Origin of the sequence: Halorientalis regularis (assembly GCF_023698535.1) — an archaeon.
Taxonomy (GTDB): domain Archaea; phylum Halobacteriota; class Halobacteria; order Halobacteriales; family Haloarculaceae; genus Halorientalis; species Halorientalis regularis.
In genome coordinates this window covers 192,303-211,918 of the sequence record NZ_JALJCL010000002.1, presented here as the reverse complement: position 1 = coordinate 211,918, position 19,616 = coordinate 192,303, and the positions used below count along the sequence as shown (strand labels likewise).

Genomic DNA, 19,616 nt, shown 5'->3' with positions numbered 1-19,616 from the left:
GATGAGTGACGAACGACTCGGCCTGACCGAAGCCGTCTCGATGGCACTAGGTGGCATGATCGGCGGCGGCATCTACGCCGTGATGGGTGTCGTCGCGGGGATTACGACATACGCGACCTGGGCGGCGTTCGTCCTCGCGGGTGTCGTCGCGCTGGCGGCCGGGTACTCTTACAACGCTCTGAACCGCCTCAGCGACAGCAACGGGGGATCGGTCACCTTCGTGCAATGTTTCACTGGCAACACGACGCTGGCGGGGATGACCGGCTGGACGCTCCTCGTTGGCTACATCGGTTCGATGGCGATGTACGCCTTCGCGTTCGGCGAGTTCGCGGTCGCGTTCGAGGCCGTGCCCGCCGAGGTCGTTGGCCTGCCCGCTCGCCCGCTGCTCTCCGTGCTGGCGGTCGCGGGTTTCGTCGGCCTGAACGTGCTGGGTGCGCGGACGACCGGCACCGTCGAGAACGTCCTCGTGGCCGCGAAGGTGGCTATCCTGCTGGCGTTCGGCGTCCTCGGGCTGGCGTACGCCTTCGGGTACGGCGGCAGTGGTACCCTCCAGTTCGGCGTCGGGCACCTCACGCAGTTCGGCCCCATCGTCGCGGCGGCTATCTCCTTCGTCGCGTTCCAGGGCTGGCAACTGCTGTTCTACGACCAGGACTCGATCAGCGACCCCGTCACGACGATCCGGAGAGCCGTCTACGTCGCCATCCCGGTCGCGGTCCTGATCTACGTCCTCGTCGGGGTCGTGACGGTGAATCTGGTGCCAGGGGCGCTCCAGACCCATCCCCACGTCGCGCTGAAGGACGCGGCCAGCCTGATGCTACGCCCCTACGGACTGGCGGCGCTTGGCGGGACGGTGCTGGCCCTGTCGGCGCTGTTCTCGACGGGGAGCGCCATCAACGCCACGCTGTTCTCGGCGGCCCACTTCGCGAAGGGGATGTTGAGCGACGACCTGCTCCCCGACCGGATCGGGTCGGCCGACGCCGACGGCGTGCCGGCGCGGGTCGTCGTCCTCATCGGGGCCGTCACGGCCGCGTTCACCGCGGTCGGTGGTCTCGGCGCGATCACCTCCTTCGCCTCCCTCTCCTTTATGATCGTCTTCGGCGCGATGAGCTATCTGGCCTTTCGCCACCGCGACCAGGAGGCGGTCAATCCCGTTCCGCCGCTGGTCGGGGTCGTCGGGGCTGCCGGCTTCTTTCCGCTGATGCTGTGGAACCTCGCGAACCGTGAGCCCAACACCTTCTACATGGTCGTCGTCATCGCGGTGCTGGTCGTCACCGTGGAACTGCTCTACTTCGAGCGCGACGACATCGCGGCGGAAGTGGTGCCGTTCGAGGAGGTGCCCGTCGGTAACTCGTCGGGCTGACGGCCGATGCGGACCGAAGGCGGGCCGGGCAACGGGGACCGAACGTGAATCTGAACCGCGTCACCCCTCGACGACGAGCTTGCCTTTCATCCCCGCCATCTCGTGGGGGATGCAGAAATACTCGTGTGTGCCTGTCGTCTCGAACGTGTGGGAGTACGACTGGCCGGACTGGACGGCGCCCTTGCCGTTCTCCCACCCGGTCTCGGCGGCGGACTGGGACTCGAAGCCACCGGAGGCCCAGTACTCCGCGCCCTCGGGGATCTTCCCCTCGTAGGCCGTGACCGAGTGGGCTTCGCCACCGGCGTGCTTCCAGGCGACCGTGTCGCCCTTCTTTACCGTGAGCTCTTTCGGTTCGAAGGCGACGGCCTCCATGTCCACGACGTGGTCGGCGTCCTCGGGCACGCCGTCCTGGACGTTGGGACCGCCCTGGAGACTCGTCTCCTCGCCTCCACCGCCGGATTCGCCGCTCCCGTCACCGACGGGGGCCTCGTCGACGGCGCCGACGACGGCGAACTGCGCACGGATCGAGGCGTCGGCGTACGCCGTCGCGGCGCTCTCGACGCCCGACCCGGATTCGAGCGCGCTGATGTACTCGTCCAGCGCGGCCTCGTAACCCTCGTACGCTCCCTGATCGGCGTCTTCGAGCATCTCGTGGACCGTGGCCCCCTCGAAGTCGGCGAAGACGTCCTGCATCACCGGCGTGATGGCGCTGGCCGCGACGCTGGTGCCGCCCGATCCGACCACTGCGTAGGCGGCGTCGACGGCCTTCCCGTAGAACATCTTGGCGGTGCCGTACACGTCGCCGCCGTTGCTGGCCGCGGAGCCGACCGCCGAGAGGTCGCTCTCGAAGGTCTCGTACAGTTCCGAATCGGCTTCCTCCAGCGCTTTGTGGAAGCCGCCGGCGCCCGCCTCGAAGCCGGCGAACGTCTCCTGCACGATGCTGTTTGCGCGTGCCGGTTTGCCGAGTGCGGCGACACCCGTGGCGTCGAAGATCCGGGCGGCCATGTACGCTGCCTCGCCGGCACCGACCCGGCCGGTCGATCCGGCGGTCGTCTCGAAGCCGAGCAGTTCGTCGAGCACGGCCGTCGCGTGGGTCTCGACGCCGCTGTCGTTCGTGTTCTCGAAGGCCGTCCGCAGGGAGCCCAGGTGTGACTCGAAGGACTCGTAGGCCTCGGCGTCCGCGTCCTCGAAGGCCTCGTGGAAGCCCAGTTCGTTCCCCTCGAACGTCTGGAACAGCGACTGGGCGATCCCGGCGGCGGTGTCGTTGTCGCCGAGCCGGTAGATCTCCCAGGCGTCCTGAACCCGTGTCCGGAAGAACTCGGCTTCCAGAACCGCGGCCCCGCTGGGGCCGACCAGCGCCTCGATACCGGCGACGAGGTTGTCGTCGACCGTCGCGAGCGCGTCGTCGATGCCCGAGGAGTTCCCGTCGCCGATGGCCGAGATCAGCGAGTCCAGGCCGCTCTCGAAGCCCTCGTATGCCTCGGCGTCGGCCGCCTCAAGCGCGTCGTGGGCCGTCGCGCCCTCGAAGTGGGCGAACACGTCCTGGGCCATCGTCTGGGCGGTGTCGGTTTCGCCGCGGGTGCCGACCCAGTGCGCGTCGTGAACGCGTGCGCGATACGTCGTGAGGACGGCAGCGTGGGCCTGTGCCTCGCCGGCACCGCCCATGGAGGCGAGCGTCGCGGCGTCCCAGCCCTGTGCCTGGTAGGCGGCGAGTTGCCCCGCGCCGGCGACCTGCTCGCTGGCTGCGACGGCGTAGGCTCCGGTGGCCGACGCGCTCAGTGCCGTGGTCGTCGCGCTCCGGAGGTTCTCCACGTTTCCGGACTGTGCGGCCGAGATGGCGGCCTCCATCGCGCCTTCGAGGCGTTCGTAGGCCTCGCTGTCGGCGCTCTCGACTGCGTCGTGGGCGGGCGAGGTCTCCCACCAGCCGAGCACTTCCCGGCCGACCGCGGTCGCGCCCTCGGTGTCGCCGGCGGCGGCGAGCAGTTCGACGTTGTTGACGGCCGCGCCGAACCGGAGCACCGCAAGCGCGTTCGCGCCGGTCTCGCCGATGCGGGTGATCGTCGCTTCCCGGAGGTTCGTGTTGGCCGTCCGCCAGCCGTCGCGGGCGGCCTCGACATCTCCCGCGTTCAGCCCCTCGTTCATGACGACCAGTCCGTCCTCCTCGAAGCCGCTGTAGTTGGCCTCGCTGGTGGCTTCGAGGAACTCGTGTGCGCCGTACTCGCCGTTTGCGCCCTCGAAGCGGGCGAAGACGCTTTGTCCGACGCTCGCGCCCGCGTCGCCGTGGCCCGCGACGCCGAGGGCGAGCGCGTCGTCGAGTCGCGCTCGCATCGCCGTCCACTCGGCGGCGACGGCCGCCTCTGCGCCGACGCTCGACGAGGTTTCCGCCTCGGTGTCGTCCTCTGTCGACGCCGGCGTGTCCGTGGGCACGTCCGTCGCCGTATCCGTCGGCGTGCCGTTCTGTGAACCACCGCTACACCCTGCGAATCCCAGTCCGGCGGCCACCGCAGTGGCCGTCCGGAGCACCTGTCTCCTGTTCGGTCGCATATTTTTAGGCTAGCCTAATCTATACTTAACTCCGTCGAAGTTTAGGCGAGCCAAAAAGAGCCGAATAAGTCCGGTAGAGAACATGTTCGGCCCATTCGTGGGATTCAAATCCGTCGGCGTTGTGGCCAGGTCCATGCACGAGTTTTCGGAGGAGCCACTGATCGAGACGCGGGTCGGCGAGGCGCTGACGGAGCGTGGCGAGACACTGGCGGCCGCCGAGTCCTGTTCTGGCGGGCTGGTCGCCTCGCTCGTGACGGACGTGCCGGGGTCCAGCGAGTACTTCGACCGGTCGTACGTGACCTACAGTTACGACGCGAAACAGCAGATCCTCGGTGTCTCCCGTGAAGCCCTCGACGAGGCGAGCGCGGTCTCGGAACGGGTCGGCCGGCAGATGGCCACGGGAGCGCGCGACACCGCCGACGCGACGTGGGGCGTCTCGACGACCGGTGTGGCCGGACCCGAGCGAGACCGCGCGGACCACCCGGTCGGCACCGTCTTCGTCGGCGTCGCGCGCGCAGCGCCGTGGGGCAGCGGCGAGTCGACGACCACCGTCGAGCGCTACCAGTTCGACGGGTCCCGAACGGAAGTCAAAGAACGGGTGGCCAGACAGGCCCTCTCGGATCTGCTCGACCGGATTCAGGACTGATCGAAGCCCAGTGACACTGCATCGCCGACGGCCACGTCGAAGGCCGCCTCGCCGCGGCCCCGGTTGACCGCCAGTTCGACGTTCTCGTGGCTCCCGACGGTGACGAGTCGCTGGCCCGCCTCGACGGCGGCGTAGGTCGGTTCGACCGGCGCGCGCTCGCCGTTCACGGTGACTCGCCCGCCGTAGCGGCCGTCGAGGACCGCGCCGGGAAGGTTCGTGATCGCGTTGCCGAACCCGTCGACGACCAGCACCTCGCCCTCGGCGCGGTCGTCCTCGACCGTCGGCTCCGGGAACGTCAGGTCGACCACCGAGTCGACTGGTTCGAACTCCTCGCGTGTCTCGAACCCCCCGACGCCGGCCTCGTGGACCAGCGCGGCCGCGGGCGCGAACACGTCTCGCCCGTGAAACGTCGAACTCGCGGGGTCGCCCAGGTCGATCTCGAAGATCTCGATCCCCGCCTCGCCTGCCAGCTCGCGGGCGGCCGGCAGGCAAACACCGTTGTCAGGGCCGACGAGCGCGTGGTCGCCGGCGCGAACCACGACGGCGGCCCGGTCGGTGCCCACGCCGGGGTCGACGACGACCAGGTGGACGGCCGGCGGGAACCAGGGGAGCACCTCCCGCAACCAGAAGGCTGCGGTCCGCACGTCCTGGCGGGGGAAGTCGTGAGCCACGTCGACGAGGCGGGCGTCCGATTCTTGGAGGATGACGCCTTTCATCGCGGCCGGGTAGGGACTGCCGAAGTCGGAGGCGAGCGTGATCATTTGGTTTGTGGGTCGGCGCGCTGGTCAGTGGTCGTTCTCGGTTGCGTCGTCGCCGTCGTCGCCCGCGATCCGTCGGAGTCGCTCCAGCCCGTCGATTTCGTCGATCACGTCGGCGACGGCGTCGGGAACGAGCGGTTCCCACTCTTTTCCCTCGATCATCCGTGACCGGATGCGCGATCCCTTCAGATCCCCGCGGTTGTACATCTCGGACTGGCGGACCTCGATGCCGGCTTCCTCGAACAGGCGGACCACGAGCGGGTTGTTCGAGTAGGCCACGTCGAACGCCGGTGCCATGCTCTGGATGTGGCCCACCCAGACGGAATTGCGGTCGATGTCTTCGATTGGAACGACGTACGTCTGTTTGTCGAGTTCGTCGAGGACGCGCGTCAGCATCATGATGCGCTCGCCCGCGGTGAACGGATTCCGGACGGTGTGGCTGGCGCCGGCGCTGCCGATGCCGACGACCACCTCGTCGACCTCCTCGGCGATACGGTCGGTCATCTCCCGGTGGCCGTCGTGGAACGGCTGGAACCGGCCGATGTAGAACCCCCGTGTCATACGAGTACGTACGCGGGCACTTTCATAAAATCCGCGAGTCGACGGCGGTCCCCCGACGCCGCGGACATACTGCCGCAGTCTTGCGGTTTTCTGTTCTCACTGGTCGGAATAGGGGAGAAAGTATATCAGTCGACAGCCCTTCCTTTTCGCTAACAGCAACGGTTCTATGAGCAACGATATGGACACCGACGACGACCCCGAAGACGGGGGACCTGACTCCGCCGAGGAGTCCCCGGCAGCGTTCGAGGACGCAGTCGACGACATCGACGACGTCGACGGCATCGAGAGCGTCCGCGATGGGGACGACGACGAGTCGGGTGTTCCCGACGGCAACGAGGGCACCATCGACGACCTGGGCAGTGAAGTCGAGATCGACGCCCCGGTCGACGAGGAAAACGCCGAGGACGACATCTTGGGCGGTCTCAAGATCGACTCTACCCACGATATCGAGGTTCCGGACCGACTGGTCGATCAGGTAATCGGCCAGGACCACGCCCGCGACGTGGTGAAGAAGGCTGCGAAGCAGCGCCGCCACGTCATGATGATCGGCTCCCCCGGGACCGGGAAGTCGATGCTCGCCAAGGCGATGAGCCAGTTGCTTCCCAAGGAGGAACTGCAGGACGTCCTCGTTTACCACAACCCCGACGACGGTAACGAGCCGAAAGTTCGGACCGTCCCCGCCGGCAAAGGGGACCAGATCGTCGACGCCCACAAGGAGGAAGCCCGCAAGCGCAACCAGATGCGCAGCTTCCTCATGTGGATCATCATCGCCATCGTCATCGGCTACGCGCTGCTGATCGTCCAGCAACCCCTGCTGGGCATCCTGGCGGCCGGTGTCATCTACCTCGCGTTCCGCTACGGCTCGCGGGGCAACGACGCGATGATCCCGAACCTGCTCGTCAACAACGCCGAGCAGAACACCGCGCCCTTCGAGGACGCGACCGGTGCCCACGCCGGTGCCCTGCTGGGCGACGTTCGCCACGACCCGTTCCAGTCCGGCGGCATGGAGACGCCCAGCCACGACCGCGTCGAACCCGGCGCGATCCACAAGGCCAACAAGGGCGTCCTGTTCGTGGACGAGATCAACACCCTGGACATCCGGAGTCAGCAGAAGCTGATGACGGCGATCCAGGAGGGCAAGTTCTCGATCACGGGCCAGTCCGAGCGCTCCTCGGGCGCGATGGTCCAGACCGAGCCCGTCCCGTGTGACTTCATCATGATCGCGGCCGGGAACCTCGACGCGATGGAGAACATGCACCCCGCCCTGCGCTCGCGGATCAAGGGCTACGGGTACGAGGTGTACATGGACGACACCATCGAGGACGAGGCCGAGATGCGCCGGAAGTACACCCGATTCATCGCCCAGGAAGTCGAGAAAGACGGACGGCTTCCCCACTTCGATCGGGAGGCCGTCGAGGAGGTCATCCTCGAAGCCCGCCGCCGCGCCGGTCGGAAGGGTCACCTCACCCTGAAACTGCGCGACCTCGGTGGACTGGTGCGGGTCGCCGGCGACATCGCCCGCGCCGAGGACAAGGAGTACACCGAGCGCGAGGACGTGTTGCAGGCCAAACGCCGCAGCCGCTCCATCGAGCAACAGCTCGCGGACAACTACATCGAGCGCCGGAAAGACTACGAGCTCACCGTCAACCAGGGCGACGTGATCGGCCGTGTCAACGGCCTGGCCGTCATGGGCGAGGACTCCGGCATCGTCCTCCCCGTCATGGCCGAAGTCACGCCCTCGCAGGGGCCGGGCGAAGTGATCGCCACGGGCCAGCTCAAGGAGATGGCCCAAGAGGCCGTCCAGAACGTCTCGGCGATCATCAAGAAGTTCAGCGACGAAGACATCACCGAACGGGACGTTCACATCCAGTTCGTCCAGGCCGGTGAAGGCGGCGTCGACGGCGACTCCGCCTCGATCACCGTGGCGACCGCGGTGATCTCCGCGCTGGAGGACGTGCCCGTCGAGCAGAACATGGCGATGACCGGTTCGCTGTCGGTCCGGGGCGACGTGTTGCCCGTCGGCGGTGTCACGCACAAGATCGAGGCCGCGGCCAAGTCCGGCCTCGACAAGGTCATCATCCCGAAGGCCAACGAGCAGGACGTGATGATCGAAGAGGAGTACGAGGAGATGATCGAGATCATCCCCGTCTCCCACATCAGCGAGGTCCTGGAGGTCGCCCTCGCGGGCGAACCCGAGAAAGACGGCCTCGTCGACCGCCTGAAGAACATCACCGGCAAGGCGCTGGAACAGCGCGAAGTCGGACGCTCCGGCGGTAGTCCCAGCCCGCAGTAACCGTGGCGCAGTGGGCGGCGTTCGTCGGCCTGACGGGCGTCGTCTGCACCCTTTTGCTCGCGCTCGCTCGTCTCTCCCAGCAGGTCGTCCGCGGTGACGACGCCGACGGAACGGGACCGGGCGACGCACCGTCTTCCGTACCGGACCGCAGACGGAGCGACGAGATTCCGCGGTTCGTCCCGCCGGCGAGCGACGACACCCACGCCGCCGAGCGACCACTCCGGGCGGACGGCGAACTCGCGGCGACCAGGACGCCCCACGGACACGGTCCGCATGCGGATTCCACCGCCGGCGACCTCTCGACCGGAACACTGCTGGCCAACGTCGCGCTCACCCAGGGGCTGTTCGGCGGGCTCTTGCTCGCTGGCGCGTGGTACTTCGGGATTCCAGCGAGTGCGTTCGGCGTCACCGACGCGGGGCTCTCGACCGGCCTCCCGGCGCTGGCGGTCGGTGTCGCGCTTGGCGTCACGCTGTACGCCGCCAACGAGATCGGTGCGGTCAGCGCCGACGCGGTGGGCGTCGAACACGACGAGCGCCTGCGGTCGCTGCTCGCGCCGGACTCGACCGGCGGGTGGCTCGTCCTCCTGCTGGTGGTCCTCCCGATCATCGCGGGCGTCGAGGAGTTCATCTTTCGGGCGGCGGTGATCGGCGCGACCACCGCCGGGTTCGGGACCTCGGTGTGGGCGCTGGCGGTCGTCTCTTCGCTGGCGTTCGCGCTGGGCCACGGCGCGCAGGGGCGGGCCGGAGTCGTCGTCACCGGGTCGCTTGGGTTCGTCCTCGCGGCGGCGTTCGTTCTGACCGGGAGCTTCCTGGTGGTGTTCGTCGCCCACTACCTCGTGAACGCCCTGGAGTTCGTGGTCCACGAATTGCTCGGTGTCGAGTGGGTCGGCGACGCGGCCGGGTGAGGTGGAACTAAGACCGTCCCGGTTCCGTCTCTGTACCATCTTGATACAGCGAGGGAATCCCGCCCTTCCCGTGAGTGACGAGTGTTCCGACGCGTCGGAACCGAGGAGCGAACAGGGCGGGAGGGAATCGCGTAAGCTCCGAGAGACAACCGCTGGGACTGTTGGCCCCCTGAATACCACACGTAAGCGTTTAGTTACACGCCTACTTACATAGCCCTGTGCGAACCGACGTAGACATGGAGCGGGACGGCGACCTACACGAACGGGTCAAAGAGTATGCCCGTGAGAACGGTCTTCGCCACCCGCGAGCATACCGCGAGCTAATCGAGAAGGGCTTAGAAGCCACTGATGCCGACTAAGACGCTCGAAGCGACACTCGCGCCGCCGACAGCCCACAAAGAGCGAAAGCTACAGCAACTCCACGACCTGTATCACGAGGGACTACATGAATCGTTCGAGGCTGGCGCTGATACGCAGTCAGCAGTCAACGACATTGTGACGCCCTACGACCTGCCGTATCAGGTCAAAGACGCCCTCAAAAACTACGTGCCGTCGTTGGACGACGCACAGGAATTGAGTGCCAACCACCCGACGCGGATGGTCAACCGTGCCGCCAGTTTCGACTACTCGGAAGGCCGAACACACAGCTATGTGTGGGAAGTCCCCCAACCCGGTCGTGGGACGAATTTCTGGATTCCGCTTCGCATCAACCCCGAACAGGAGCAACTGTGGGCTGACCTGCTGGCCGGGAACGTGTTGCCCGGTCAACTCCAACTGATACAGAATCGCGCATCATGGAAGCTACACGTCTCTGTCGAGTATTCTGTCGAGGATTCCGACTACGATACCGACAGCGACGACGTGACGCACATCGGTCTGGATATTGGTGAATCGTCGCTTATTATGGGCTGTGCCCTCAGAGACGGTTCACCGACCCGCCCGCTTGTGTGTGACGGGAGCCGTGCCAAGCATCTCCGCAAAGAGATGCACACCACCCTGCAACGACTCCAAGAGCGTGACGCCGCCGAGTGGCGGATAGATGAACGATTCGACTACTACCAGAACGCACTGACCGATATTGTCGAGAAGGCGTCTCGGCAGGCTGTCGAGTACGCTCGTGGGTTCGAGAAGCCGATGCTGGTGATGGAGGACCTAACGTACATCCGTGAGTCGCTGGACTGCGGCAAATTCATGAACCGGCGGCTTCACGCTTGGGCGTTCGCTCGATTGCAGGACCGTATCGAGGACAAAGCGCGAGATGCCGGTATCCCGGTCGAATACGTGAACGCCGCATACACGTCCCAGACGTGCCACGAGTGCGGTCATATCGGCTATCGTGACAGTGGCGGAGAGTTCCACTGTACGAACGACAAGTGCCGCGTCACGACGTTTGAGGGCGATATAAACGGCGCTATCAATATCGCACAGCGGGCAGACCCGTGGGGAGAGAGCGTGCCGCTGAAACCGGCAGGCAATGACTCGCCTCGGGATGGGAGTGCCTGTGACAGCACCACGACCCACACCGAGCAGAGCCAACCAGAGCAGATGACGCTCAGTGAGTTCGGGTCGAAACCCACTGCCAGCGATTAGCTGGTATTCCCACGCAGGGAAGCCGCGCCGTCGCCGGGCCCTGCCCGGCTGCCTGAGGGATCTTCGATCCCTCTCCGTTCACGGCGCGGAGGATGTCACGACCTGTTGTCTGTAAAACAGGCATAAATAAATTCACGGTAGAACAGATCGAAATTTATACCGCCCGTCGGTGGTCCGGGTTCAGATCCCTTCGACGGAGCGGAGTTTGTCGACGACGGCGGGCGGGGTCGCGCCGGGGCCGTCGCGCACGCGGTGGTCGGGGATGAGTAGAGGGGCGGGGTTCTCGGTGAGTGCTTCCCGGACCGCCCGGATGTCGTCGTCGCTCTCGTCGTCCAGTCCGGGGGTCATCCGCACGAGTTGTGCGACCGAGGAGTCCTGCCCGTAGGGGATCTCGCGCACGGCTTCGAGGACTTTGCGCTGGTCGGTCGGGACCGTCAGCGCGACCTGTACGTCCTCGAAGGTCTCCTCGACGCCGTCGAGGTAGGCACCGATTCGATCCAGGAGGTCGTGGTCGTCCTCGGCACCCTCGTCGGGCGACTCGGGAAAGGAGACGGAGATGACTCGACCCTGTGCGATCCCGACCTGCACGTAACGGTCGAGATACGCCGATTCGCGCGCGTAGATGCCCGCAACGTCGCTCATGTTCGTTCGGACGGGCGACTGTGCCTTGAAACTGGCTACAGGGTGACGGCCCGCGCGCCCGACAGCGTGGCGGGGACGGTCAGGCGCACTGTCGAGGATGCCCCGCTTCCGGTCGTGACCCGGAGTGTCGCGTCCGCTTCGGGTTCCAGCGGCTCGCCGAACCCGTCCGCGCCGGATACGTCGTCGTCCGTGCCGAGGTCCATGGACAGTTTCAGCCGGTCGTTCGGTTCGTTCAGCACCGGCGCGGAGTCGTCGGCATCCTTGATCGGCGTAGTTCGGAAGGTTCCGTTGACGCCGGTGGCCGTCGAGTCGCTCGACGCCGCGACGACGACGTCGGTGCCGTTGCCGTCGACCCACTGGATCACCACGTCGCGGAGGTCGATGGGGTCGGCACCCGGCGCGAGCGCGACGATCAACTCGACCGCGGTGACCTGTCCTTCGGCGACGAGTCCGACCGTCGAGATCACGTTCAGCCGGTCGGTGACCTGCGGGTCGTCGGTCTCGCGTGACTCGTCTCCGGCGGCCCCTTCCTCAGTGGCCGTATCGCCCTCGGTCTCGGCGGCCGTGCTCTCCGAGTCGCCTTCTTCGTCCTCGCCGTCCGTCTCCGCGGGATCGGTCGAGTCGTCCTGCCCGTTGCAACCGGCCACCGCCAGCGTCGCGGCGGTAGCGCCGGCCCCGAGGAGTACCTGTCGCCGATGCATGTGTCCCGCTGTGCCAGCCCTGTCTGGTAACTGTTGGTCCTGTGACGAGTGCCGATAGGCCACTCAGCGGACGGTCAACTCGACGGTCCCCTCGATCTCGTTCACCTCGGTCGGGGCCAGGAGTCGGGCGGTCGTGGTCGATCCACCGGGCGTCGTGAGCCGGAGGCTCACCACGTCGTCCGTCCGTAACACGCGACCGAAGTGCGTGCTGTCCTCGTCCAGTCGCCGGTGTCGGTCGTCGATCTCCTCGTTGTCGTCGCCGAGATCGAACACCAGTCGGTGCCACTCGTCGCCCGTCGTCAGCGTCGCGTCCGCGCTCGTGCCCCTGCCCGGTTCGATCCCGAAGTAGCCGTCGGCGTCCGTATCGGTCGACCGCGCGGCCAATTCGTAGCTGTCGTGGGCCGTCGTCCAGTCCACGGCGACGCCGGTCAGATCGACTTCCTCGACCCAGTCGGCCTTGGCGACGGTCACCTCGACCGTCCCGATCCGCCGCTGGGCGACGTTGGTCCCGACCGCCGAGACGACCCGGAGTGCCGACGGGAGCGCCCCCTCGTTCTCCGCTTCGCCCGGCCCGGCGGAGTTATTCTCGAACGTCCCCGGCCCCACCGTCGTCGGCGTCGCGGCCCGGTCGCCATCCCCGTCCCCGCCGCCGTTACCGAGACAGCCGGCCGCGCCGGTCGCCCCGAGGAGTGCCACTCCCCGCAGGAACCCTCGTCTGCCCGTCATTTCTGCCCGGTAGTTACCCGTGCCCGCCCTTTAGCCTGTCCGTCCCCGTGACGCAAGTCTTATGTGCAGTTCCGTCCGTCAATGTACAGTAATGGACGCTAGTGACGAGATAGCACCAGCGGTCGAGTCGATACTCGCGGCCGCACGCGAGCGCGGCGGGAGCGACGAGCGGGTGTCCGTAGACGCCCGGTCGGTACCCGAGGCGTTCGCGGCCGCCGAGGCCGACGGCCGGGTGCCCGTGATCGCGGAGGTGAAGCCGACGAGTCCGACGACCGACGGCGAGCGGACGGACGACCCCGTCGCACTCGCTGAAGAGATGGTCGCCGGCGGTGCGGCGGCCCTGTCGGTGCTGACCGAACCCGACCACTTCGGCGGGTCGCCCGGGGCCCTGCGACGCATTCGGGCAGCCGTCGACGTGCCGGTCCTGCGGAAGGACTTCGTCGTGCGGGAGGAACAGCTCGACACCGTGGCGGCCGACGTCGTCCTGCTGATCGTCCGGTTCCTGCAAGAAGCGGACACGGACGACCTGGACGACCTGCTCGCGGCGGCCCGGGAGCGGGGTTTCCAGGTCCTCGTGGAGGTCCACGACGCGGCGGAACTCCAGCAGGCACTTGACGCCGGAGCCGATATCGTGGGTGTGAACAACCGCGATCTCGCGCAGCTGAACGTCGATCTGGACACGTTCGAGCGCGTCGCGCCCGACGTGCCCGACGACGTGACGCTACTGGCCGAGAGCGGGATCGAGACCACCGACGACGTGGCCCGGATGCGCGCCGCTGGCGCGGACGGGCTGTTGATCGGCAGTGCGATCATGGACGGATCGGTCGGGGAGAACACGTCACGGCTGACGAACACCGAGTGGGAAACCCAAACATGAGCGAGACAGGCAAATTCGGACAGTACGGCGGACAGTACGTGCCCGAGGCGTTGATGCCGGCCATCGAGGAGCTGACGGACGCCTACGAGCGGTACGTGCTGGACAACGAGGACGGGTTCATGGACGAGTTCCGCGAGCGACTGCGCGACTTCGGCGGCCGACCCACGCCGCTGCAGTACGCCGATCAGCTCTCGGAGCGCTACGACACCGATGTCTACCTCAAGCGGGAGGACCTGCTCCACGGGGGCGCACACAAACTGAACAACGCCCTGGGCCAGGTCCTGCTGGCGAAGTACATGGGCAAAGAGCGGATCATCGCCGAGACTGGCGCCGGCCAGCACGGCACCGCGACGGCGATGGCGGCCGCCCACCTCGACATGCCCTGTGAGATCTACATGGGCCGGACGGACATCAACCGCCAGCGGCCCAACGTGTTCCGGATGCGGCTCAACGGGGCCGAGGTGAACCCCGTGACCGTGGGCCGGGGCACGCTCAAAGAGGCCATCAGCGAGACGATGCGCGACTGGGCGACGACCGTCGAGACCACCCACTACGTCATCGGTTCGATCGTCGGCCCAGATCCGTTCCCGCGGATGGTCCGTGACTTCCACCGCGTCATCTCCGACGAGATGCGCGAGCAGAGTCGCGAACGGCTCGGCAGACTCCCCGACTCGGTACTCGCGTGTGCCGGCGGCGGATCGAACACGATGGGTGCGTTCGCCGAGTTCGTCGAGGACGACGCGGTGGACCTGATCGCCGTCGAGGCCGGCGGCTCCTCGCTGGCCGTCGACGAGGACGAAGGTGTCGCCCCCAACTCCGCGACGCTCTCGACCGGTGACGAGGGCGTCCTCCACGGCGCACGCACCAAACTCCTGCAGGACTCCGACGGCCAGATCATGGAGTCACACAGCGTCTCGGCGGGGCTGGACTACGCCGGCGTCGGCCCGGAACTGGCCCACCTCGTCGACACGGGTCGGGTCACGCCCGCCAACGTCGACGACGACGCCGCGCTGGAGGGATTCCACCGCCTCTCACAGGAGGAGGGGATCATCCCCGCACTCGAAACCGCCCACGCCTTCGGCTACCTGCACGAGAATCCCGACGCAGTGGGCGACGTCACAGTGATAAACGTCTCCGGCCGGGGCGACAAGGACCTCGAAACCGTCATCGAGGAGACCGAAAAGCGCGACCTGGACGTGGACGTTGACATGTCCGTCTTTGACACCGCCGGAGGTGCGATGTAGATGGCCAACAACCCCGACCTCGGTGCAGCCTTCGAGCGCGACGAACCCGCGTTCGTCCCCTACCTGGCGGCGGGCGACCCCGACTACGATGCCTCCATCGAGTACGTCGAGGCGCTGGCCCGCGGCGGCGCGGACGTGATCGAACTCGGTCTCCCCTTCTCCGAACCCATCGCCGAGGGCAAGACGATTCAGGACGCCATCGTCCGCGCGCTGGACGCGGGCATGACCCCCGACCGGTACTTCGAGTTCGTCGAAGAACTGGCCGTGGACGTGCCGCTGGTCTGTATGACCTACTACAACCTGATCTACCAGTACGGCGACGAGGAGGGACCACGACCCTTCGTCGAGAAAGCGGCCGACGTGGGGATCACGGGCTTCGTCGTCCCGGACCTCCCCGCGGAGGAAGCCGACCCGCTCCGGACGGCCTGTGACGAGTTCGACCTCGATCTCGTGTTCATCGTCGCGCCGACGACACGGGGCGAGCGACTCGACAGGATGCGCGAGCAGGTCTCGGGGTACGTTTACGTGCAGGCGCGACTGGGGACGACCGGCGCGCGCGACGACGTGAGCGACCAGACCGACGAGAGCCTGGCCCGCATCGACGACTGGGACGTGCCCAAGGCCGTCGGCTTCGGGATCAAGGAGGGCGACCACGCCGCGCGGATCGTCCGCGCCGGGGCCGACGGGATCATCGTCGGCTCCGCGCTGGTCGACATCGTGGCCGACGGGTACGAGGACGACACACCCGTCGCCGAGGTCGCGAACCGCCTCGAAGCGAAGGCCCGCGAACTGAAGCAGGGGGCCCTGCGCGGGGCCGAACAGCGCGCCGAGGCGGGCGGGGACTAGCCTGCCTCACGGATCGCCGATAGCCCGTACACCCACTGTGTCTCCGTCCCGAAATCACCGCCAGCGATTGCTTCGTCGGCATCCCCGATGTCGCAGTCTCGCAACGCTTATGTCCGTACTTGCCACACCTTCACCTAATATGAGTACGGGGAACCCAGCGCGGCTGGCCCGGATCGGGACAGGGGGACGCCACCTCATCGTCCCCATGGACCACGGTATCACACTGGGGGCTGTCAAAGGCCTCAAGGACATCGAATCGACCATCGACGCGATCACGCGGGGCGGCGCGGACGCGGTTCTCACACAGAAAGGCATCGCGGGGCGCGTCCACGAGAACAAGAACGGTGCGGGCTACATCTGTCATCTCAACGGCTCGACGGCTATCGGCCCGGACGAGAACGACAAGCGCACGACCGGAACCGTCGAGGACGCCATCCGGGCCGGGGCCGACGCTGTCTCTTTCCACATCAACGTCGGGTCACAGTATGAACGCGAACAGATCGAGGAACTCGCGGCGGTCACCAGCGAGGCCGACCGCTACGGGATGCCCGTCCTCGCGATGACCTACGCGCGTGGGCCAGACATCGACCCCGAGTCCGAGGACTACAACCAGGCCGTCGGCCACGCCGTCCGCCTGGGCGAGGAACTCGGCGCGGATCTGGTGAAGACCGGCTACACCGGCGACGCCGAGAGTTTCCAGCACGTCGTCGAGTCGACCAGCCTGCCCGTCGTCATCGCGGGCGGCGCGAAAGGCACCGACAAGGAGACCCTGGAGATGGTGCGGGGCGCGATGGACGCGGGTGCGGCCGGCGTCTCGATGGGCCGGTCGATCTTCCAGCACGACGACCCCGAGGCGATTACGCAGGGCGTCGCCAGTGTCCTCCACGACGACCAGAGCGCCGAGGAGGCCGCCCGCGAGGCCGGGCTGGCAGTGGAAGCCTGAGAACCTCCACTTTTCGTTTTCCGATCCACTCGGTACAGAGACCACGATCAGCAAACAAAAGTGGCTCAATTCGCGCGTGGACCTCCCAATCGGTCGGCCGAGAGCGTCCGCACATCGGTCACCGATCACCCGCCCAGTTTGGCAACACTGCTTACTGCCATCACTCTTCGATGCCGCCAGTAACGTAGCCGTATTTCAGCAACGAGACAAAGATGGTGCCGCCGACGACGTTCCCAGTCGTCGCAACCAGCAGGAAACGACCGTAGTCAGCTATCGTAATAGACGGAGACGCGAGCAAGCCAGCGACGACTTCGACGTTGCCGGCGATGGAGTGAGGCAGGTGACCGAACCCGATGATCGTAGTGATAGCGACGACCAGGATAATCCGAGCGGCCGAACCTTTGACTGACGTGACCATCCAGGAAAGCAGTCCCATCAGCCACCCGGCCAGGACCGCAGCGAAGAGCGTCGATGCGACAGAATGCGAGACGAGCGGCTCGGCCAGACGGACGAACGCTGTCGGGGCGATTAGTCCGTATGCTGGACCGAACGTGACCATCCCAGCGGCGAACACGGCCCCGCCGAGGAGGTTCGTGCAGTAGACCACGCCCCACAGTCGAGCGAGGTCGAAAATCGTCGCGTCCCCGTTCAACACCGGCAAGACGGCGAGGGTGGTGTGTTCGGTGAACAGCTCTGTGCCACTGAGAACGACGAATACGAACCCGAGAGAATAGACGAGTCCAGTCCCCAACCGTATGGTCGGCTCGCTCCAGACGCCGGCAGCAGTAGTTATGAGTGCCGTCATGAACAGGGGGCCGAACCCGATGTCGAGCCCGGCTGAGAGACCGGAGAGCGCGAGTCCGCGCTTCGGTCGTGTCAGCTCCTCTCGACCGATCTGCAGTTGGGCCCGCAGTGCGTTCTCCTGCGAGACGGGGGTATGTTCCGATTCGGTATCCGCCTCGGCTACTGAGTCGTCGTCGGTGGCTCCCGCTTCGTTAGGCTGTGAATTCACGGATTTGACAGTCCACGAGGGGACACAGACGCTTGTTCACGGCGACGGGTAAAATCCCTGTGACCGCTCCGCACAGGGCGCGTATCTTGCACGAATTCACATCGAGAATCGTCGACTCAAATCGGTCGATACCAACAGACCGGAGAGGTCAGCCGGCTGGCTCGGTCGATGAATCGAATACCCCTGCATACCAGTACCAAGCAACAGTAGCAGCAGCGGCAGCAACCTCACCGGTTACTACCAGCAACGGACTATAGCCCTCAACTGCAATCAGATACACCCCGGTGAGAACGCCAAGTATGGCGCCCCAGAGCAAGACGCCTGATGAACTAAGCGGATATTGTAACTCCGCACCCGAAACAGTTCGAATACCGATCATCCCAGCAGTAAGCACTGCACACGTAACCACGGGCAGGCCAAACACGGTGAACAGATTCTGTTCTAGCCACGCAAGCTCGTCGACGAGGATCGGCCAACCGACAAGCGCCAGACCGAACCACGCAATGCTTCGCCACAGTTCCTCACGTACAATACGCGGTATTTCTCTGTTCATAAACCCATATTTCACCGGTAAAAGATTAAAAACCAGTAGCCCACTTCCAAACCAGCAACCATACACAAGTTTTATCGGATATACGTCTCCCTTCAATTACCGCCTCCGACGTTGGCTGTCCGTTCGATACGCACGAACGCTGAGCAGTCGGTCCACCTTCGATAGTCCCGAAACCAACCACCTCGCGAACCGTCCCGCAACACCCCGGTTCCCGACGGCAACCACTGTGGAATGTCTGCTTCCAGCGAGCATCCGCGCGCCGCGGGCGCGCGGTTCTTCGCGGGCGCCGGAGGCGTCTTCTCGCGGGTGGTTCGAGAGACGCCCGTGGCGTCTCTCGTCATCTCGAAAGGCTCCGCCTTTCGGACGACTTCGCCCGCTCGAACGGTCCGCGGAACTGCGTTCCGCGCTACTCGCGCTTTTTTGCCAAGTTTTTGCGCAGGGGGGTCGCCCACGGCGACCCACTGACGGAAAGAGTGGGGACTAGAAGAGGAATCGCTTGTCGGTTTCCGCGGCCACGTCGACCATCACCAGCTGGGCGTCCATGTACTGCAATGTGTTTTTCATGTCGGCGGTCACGTTCAGCGTCCCGCCCATCACGGCGTCGAGGAGGCCGAGTTCGCCGGAGAGCAGGCGTTTCCAGTCCTCGTACTCGCCGGTGAGGCGGACGCGGTGCTCGCGTTCGTCCACGGACTGCATGGTCGCGGTCTCGCGGCAGTCACCGTCGACCATGTTGAGCCAGGCGAAGACGTGGCCCTCGTCGGTGACGTGTTCGTCGAGCTCGTCGACCAGCGAGTCCAGCACATCGGGCATGATGTTCCGGAGGCCGGGCCAGACTTTCTCCGGCGACTCGTTGAGCGGTGTCTCGAGCAGTTCGGCGGACGCACGCTCCTGCAGGGTCCCGGTTCGGGCCTCGACGTTCTCCTGGATCTGTTCGGGTGCGGTCTGCATGACGGCTTCGAGCGTGCTGTCGGGGAGCTGTCGGATGGCGTCGCCGAGGTTGCGCCAGAGTTCCTCTGGCAGGTCGTTGACGGCGTTCTCGAAGATGGGGAGGTTGCGGATCTCGAAGACGAAATCACCGTTCCAGTCGGTGCCCCAGCCGTCCATCTCCCGGTCGAGTGCCTCGCTCTCGCAGAGCCGTTCGGCGTAGGTCTCCAGCCACGCCGTCGTCGGGAAGTACTCGTGTAGTTCGTAGTAGGTCAGTTCGTCCGCTGCCGTCCCCTCCTGTTGCGTACTCATGGTGTTTCACCCCGTCTGCCACGGACGGCACCGGTCCCGCTGGTCGGCACCGCCCGGCGTCACACTACGTAACGCAACACGTCGTACAATAAAGTCTTGTTCGATTCTATCAGCATGCGACCACGTCGGCGAACGCCGTGGCTGCTCGTTCCGGGTCCGCCAGTCGCAACCGGCCGGTA

Annotated in this window: 19 protein-coding genes; 10 read left to right on the top strand and 9 right to left on the bottom strand. The window is 66.0% G+C overall.

All coding sequences use genetic code 11. The features are described 5' to 3' along the window. Window position 1 precedes the first annotated feature (1 nt). Complete coding sequence (locus MU521_RS03335) at window positions 2–1,360, top strand: APC family permease (protein WP_092689721.1); 1,359 nt, start codon at window positions 2–4, stop codon at window positions 1,358–1,360. 60 nt (window positions 1,361–1,420) lie between these two features. Here MU521_RS03335 and MU521_RS03330 read toward each other — a convergent pair whose 3' ends face one another. Beyond that, a complete protein-coding gene (locus tag MU521_RS03330) occupies window positions 1,421–3,904 on the bottom strand; it encodes a DUF5059 domain-containing protein (protein ID WP_092689720.1) in 2,484 nt (827 codons plus the stop codon). Window positions 3,905–4,037: 133 nt separating this feature from the next. Between MU521_RS03330 and MU521_RS03325 the strand changes: the two genes are divergently transcribed. After that, on the top strand, window positions 4,038–4,550 hold the full coding sequence (locus tag MU521_RS03325) for a CinA family protein (protein ID WP_092689717.1): 513 nt from the start codon (window positions 4,038–4,040) through the stop codon (window positions 4,548–4,550). Here the strand turns inward: MU521_RS03325 and MU521_RS03320 are convergent. Then, window positions 4,541–5,311 carry an SAM hydrolase/SAM-dependent halogenase family protein gene (locus MU521_RS03320; RefSeq protein WP_092689715.1) on the bottom strand — a complete coding sequence of 257 codons (771 nt, stop codon included), beginning with the start codon at window positions 5,309–5,311 and terminating at the stop codon, window positions 4,541–4,543. The genes MU521_RS03325 and MU521_RS03320 overlap by 10 nt on opposite strands. A 24-nt stretch (window positions 5,312–5,335) precedes the next feature. Continuing rightward, window positions 5,336–5,869 (bottom strand): nicotinamide-nucleotide adenylyltransferase, encoded by a 534-nt coding sequence (locus MU521_RS03315; RefSeq protein WP_092689713.1) that lies wholly within the window; start codon window positions 5,867–5,869, stop codon window positions 5,336–5,338. Window positions 5,870–6,035: 166 nt separating this feature from the next. Here MU521_RS03315 and lonB point away from each other — a divergent pair, with 166 nt between their 5' ends. The 4 genes from lonB to MU521_RS03295 all read left to right on the top strand — a co-directional run bounded on the left by lonB (window position 6,036) and on the right by MU521_RS03295 (window position 10,657). After that, a complete protein-coding gene (lonB, locus tag MU521_RS03310) occupies window positions 6,036–8,162 on the top strand; it encodes an ATP-dependent protease LonB (RefSeq protein ID WP_092689711.1) in 2,127 nt (708 codons plus the stop codon). A 2-nt stretch (window positions 8,163–8,164) separates the two neighbouring features. After that, window positions 8,165–9,067, top strand: coding sequence for a CPBP family intramembrane glutamic endopeptidase (locus tag MU521_RS03305; RefSeq protein WP_092689709.1), 903 nt, complete (start codon window positions 8,165–8,167; stop codon window positions 9,065–9,067). A 218-nt stretch (window positions 9,068–9,285) separates the two neighbouring features. Continuing rightward, entirely contained in the window at window positions 9,286–9,426 is a 141-nt protein-coding gene (locus tag MU521_RS03300) for a hypothetical protein (protein WP_175452799.1), read from the top strand. Beyond that, window positions 9,416–10,657: an RNA-guided endonuclease TnpB family protein gene (locus tag MU521_RS03295; RefSeq protein WP_092689706.1), complete on the top strand. Its 1,242-nt coding sequence runs from the start codon at window positions 9,416–9,418 to the stop codon at window positions 10,655–10,657. The genes MU521_RS03300 and MU521_RS03295 overlap by 11 nt, the downstream gene beginning before the upstream one ends. A 180-nt stretch (window positions 10,658–10,837) precedes the next feature. Here MU521_RS03295 and MU521_RS03290 read toward each other — a convergent pair whose 3' ends face one another. The 3 genes from MU521_RS03290 to MU521_RS03280 all read right to left on the bottom strand — a co-directional run bounded on the left by MU521_RS03290 (window position 10,838) and on the right by MU521_RS03280 (window position 12,726). Beyond that, a complete protein-coding gene (locus MU521_RS03290; RefSeq protein ID WP_092689702.1) occupies window positions 10,838–11,299 on the bottom strand; it encodes an MGMT family protein in 462 nt (153 codons plus the stop codon). A 35-nt stretch (window positions 11,300–11,334) separates the two neighbouring features. Next, entirely contained in the window at window positions 11,335–12,000 is a 666-nt protein-coding gene (locus tag MU521_RS03285; protein WP_092689699.1) for a twin-arginine translocation signal domain-containing protein, read from the bottom strand. 63 nt (window positions 12,001–12,063) lie between these two features. Beyond that, window positions 12,064–12,726 carry a hypothetical protein gene (locus MU521_RS03280; protein ID WP_139171072.1) on the bottom strand — a complete coding sequence of 221 codons (663 nt, stop codon included), beginning with the start codon at window positions 12,724–12,726 and terminating at the stop codon, window positions 12,064–12,066. 91 nt (window positions 12,727–12,817) lie between these two features. On the opposite strand from MU521_RS03280, the gene trpC reads away from it, so the two are divergent. The 4 genes from trpC to MU521_RS03260 all read left to right on the top strand — a co-directional run bounded on the left by trpC (window position 12,818) and on the right by MU521_RS03260 (window position 16,636). After that, window positions 12,818–13,603 (top strand): indole-3-glycerol phosphate synthase, encoded by a 786-nt coding sequence (gene trpC, locus MU521_RS03275; RefSeq protein WP_092689693.1) that lies wholly within the window; start codon window positions 12,818–12,820, stop codon window positions 13,601–13,603. Next, entirely contained in the window at window positions 13,600–14,847 is a 1,248-nt protein-coding gene (trpB, locus tag MU521_RS03270) for a tryptophan synthase subunit beta (protein WP_092689690.1), read from the top strand. Before trpC ends, trpB begins: the two co-directional genes overlap by 4 nt. Beyond that, window positions 14,848–15,693 (top strand): tryptophan synthase subunit alpha, encoded by an 846-nt coding sequence (gene trpA / locus MU521_RS03265; protein ID WP_092689687.1) that lies wholly within the window; start codon window positions 14,848–14,850, stop codon window positions 15,691–15,693. It abuts the gene before it with no gap. A gap of 139 nt (window positions 15,694–15,832) precedes the next feature. After that, entirely contained in the window at window positions 15,833–16,636 is an 804-nt protein-coding gene (locus tag MU521_RS03260; protein ID WP_092689684.1) for a 2-amino-3,7-dideoxy-D-threo-hept-6-ulosonate synthase, read from the top strand. 160 nt (window positions 16,637–16,796) lie between these two features. Here the strand turns inward: MU521_RS03260 and MU521_RS03255 are convergent, their stop codons facing one another. The 3 genes from MU521_RS03255 to MU521_RS03245 form a co-directional block, all read right to left on the bottom strand. Then, window positions 16,797–17,549 carry a formate/nitrite transporter family protein gene (locus MU521_RS03255; protein ID WP_349356955.1) on the bottom strand — a complete coding sequence of 251 codons (753 nt, stop codon included), beginning with the start codon at window positions 17,547–17,549 and terminating at the stop codon, window positions 16,797–16,799. A 247-nt stretch (window positions 17,550–17,796) separates the two neighbouring features. After that, window positions 17,797–18,297, bottom strand: coding sequence for a hypothetical protein (locus MU521_RS03250; RefSeq protein WP_139171071.1), 501 nt, complete (start codon window positions 18,295–18,297; stop codon window positions 17,797–17,799). A gap of 384 nt (window positions 18,298–18,681) precedes the next feature. Beyond that, the gene (locus MU521_RS03245) at window positions 18,682–19,437 is read right to left on the bottom strand and encodes a hypothetical protein (protein ID WP_092689677.1); all 756 of its coding nucleotides are present in this window, start codon (window positions 19,435–19,437) and stop codon (window positions 18,682–18,684) included. Window positions 19,438–19,616: the final 179 nt, after the last annotated feature.

Bases quoted from the DNA above. Each gene is read 5' to 3' on its own strand.
- trpC (WP_092689693.1), top strand. From the start codon at position 12,818: ATGGACGCTAGTGACGAGATAGCACCAGCGGTCGAGTCGATACTCGCG.
- MU521_RS03285 (WP_092689699.1), bottom strand. From the start codon at position 12,000: ATGCATCGGCGACAGGTACTCCTCGGGGCCGGCGCTACCGCCGCGACG.
- MU521_RS03295 (WP_092689706.1), top strand. From the start codon at position 9,416: ATGCCGACTAAGACGCTCGAAGCGACACTCGCGCCGCCGACAGCCCAC.
- lonB (WP_092689711.1), top strand. From the start codon at position 6,036: ATGAGCAACGATATGGACACCGACGACGACCCCGAAGACGGGGGACCT.
- MU521_RS03280 (WP_139171072.1), bottom strand. From the start codon at position 12,726: ATGACGGGCAGACGAGGGTTCCTGCGGGGAGTGGCACTCCTCGGGGCG.
- MU521_RS03335 (WP_092689721.1), top strand. From the start codon at position 2: ATGAGTGACGAACGACTCGGCCTGACCGAAGCCGTCTCGATGGCACTA.
- MU521_RS03260 (WP_092689684.1), top strand. From the start codon at position 15,833: ATGAGTACGGGGAACCCAGCGCGGCTGGCCCGGATCGGGACAGGGGGA.
- MU521_RS03290 (WP_092689702.1), bottom strand. From the start codon at position 11,299: ATGAGCGACGTTGCGGGCATCTACGCGCGCGAATCGGCGTATCTCGAC.
- MU521_RS03315 (WP_092689713.1), bottom strand. From the start codon at position 5,869: ATGACACGGGGGTTCTACATCGGCCGGTTCCAGCCGTTCCACGACGGC.
- MU521_RS03330 (WP_092689720.1), bottom strand. From the start codon at position 3,904: ATGCGACCGAACAGGAGACAGGTGCTCCGGACGGCCACTGCGGTGGCC.
- MU521_RS03245 (WP_092689677.1), bottom strand. From the start codon at position 19,437: ATGAGTACGCAACAGGAGGGGACGGCAGCGGACGAACTGACCTACTAC.
- trpB (WP_092689690.1), top strand. From the start codon at position 13,600: ATGAGCGAGACAGGCAAATTCGGACAGTACGGCGGACAGTACGTGCCC.
- trpA (WP_092689687.1), top strand. From the start codon at position 14,848: ATGGCCAACAACCCCGACCTCGGTGCAGCCTTCGAGCGCGACGAACCC.
- MU521_RS03325 (WP_092689717.1), top strand. From the start codon at position 4,038: ATGCACGAGTTTTCGGAGGAGCCACTGATCGAGACGCGGGTCGGCGAG.
- MU521_RS03320 (WP_092689715.1), bottom strand. From the start codon at position 5,311: ATGATCACGCTCGCCTCCGACTTCGGCAGTCCCTACCCGGCCGCGATG.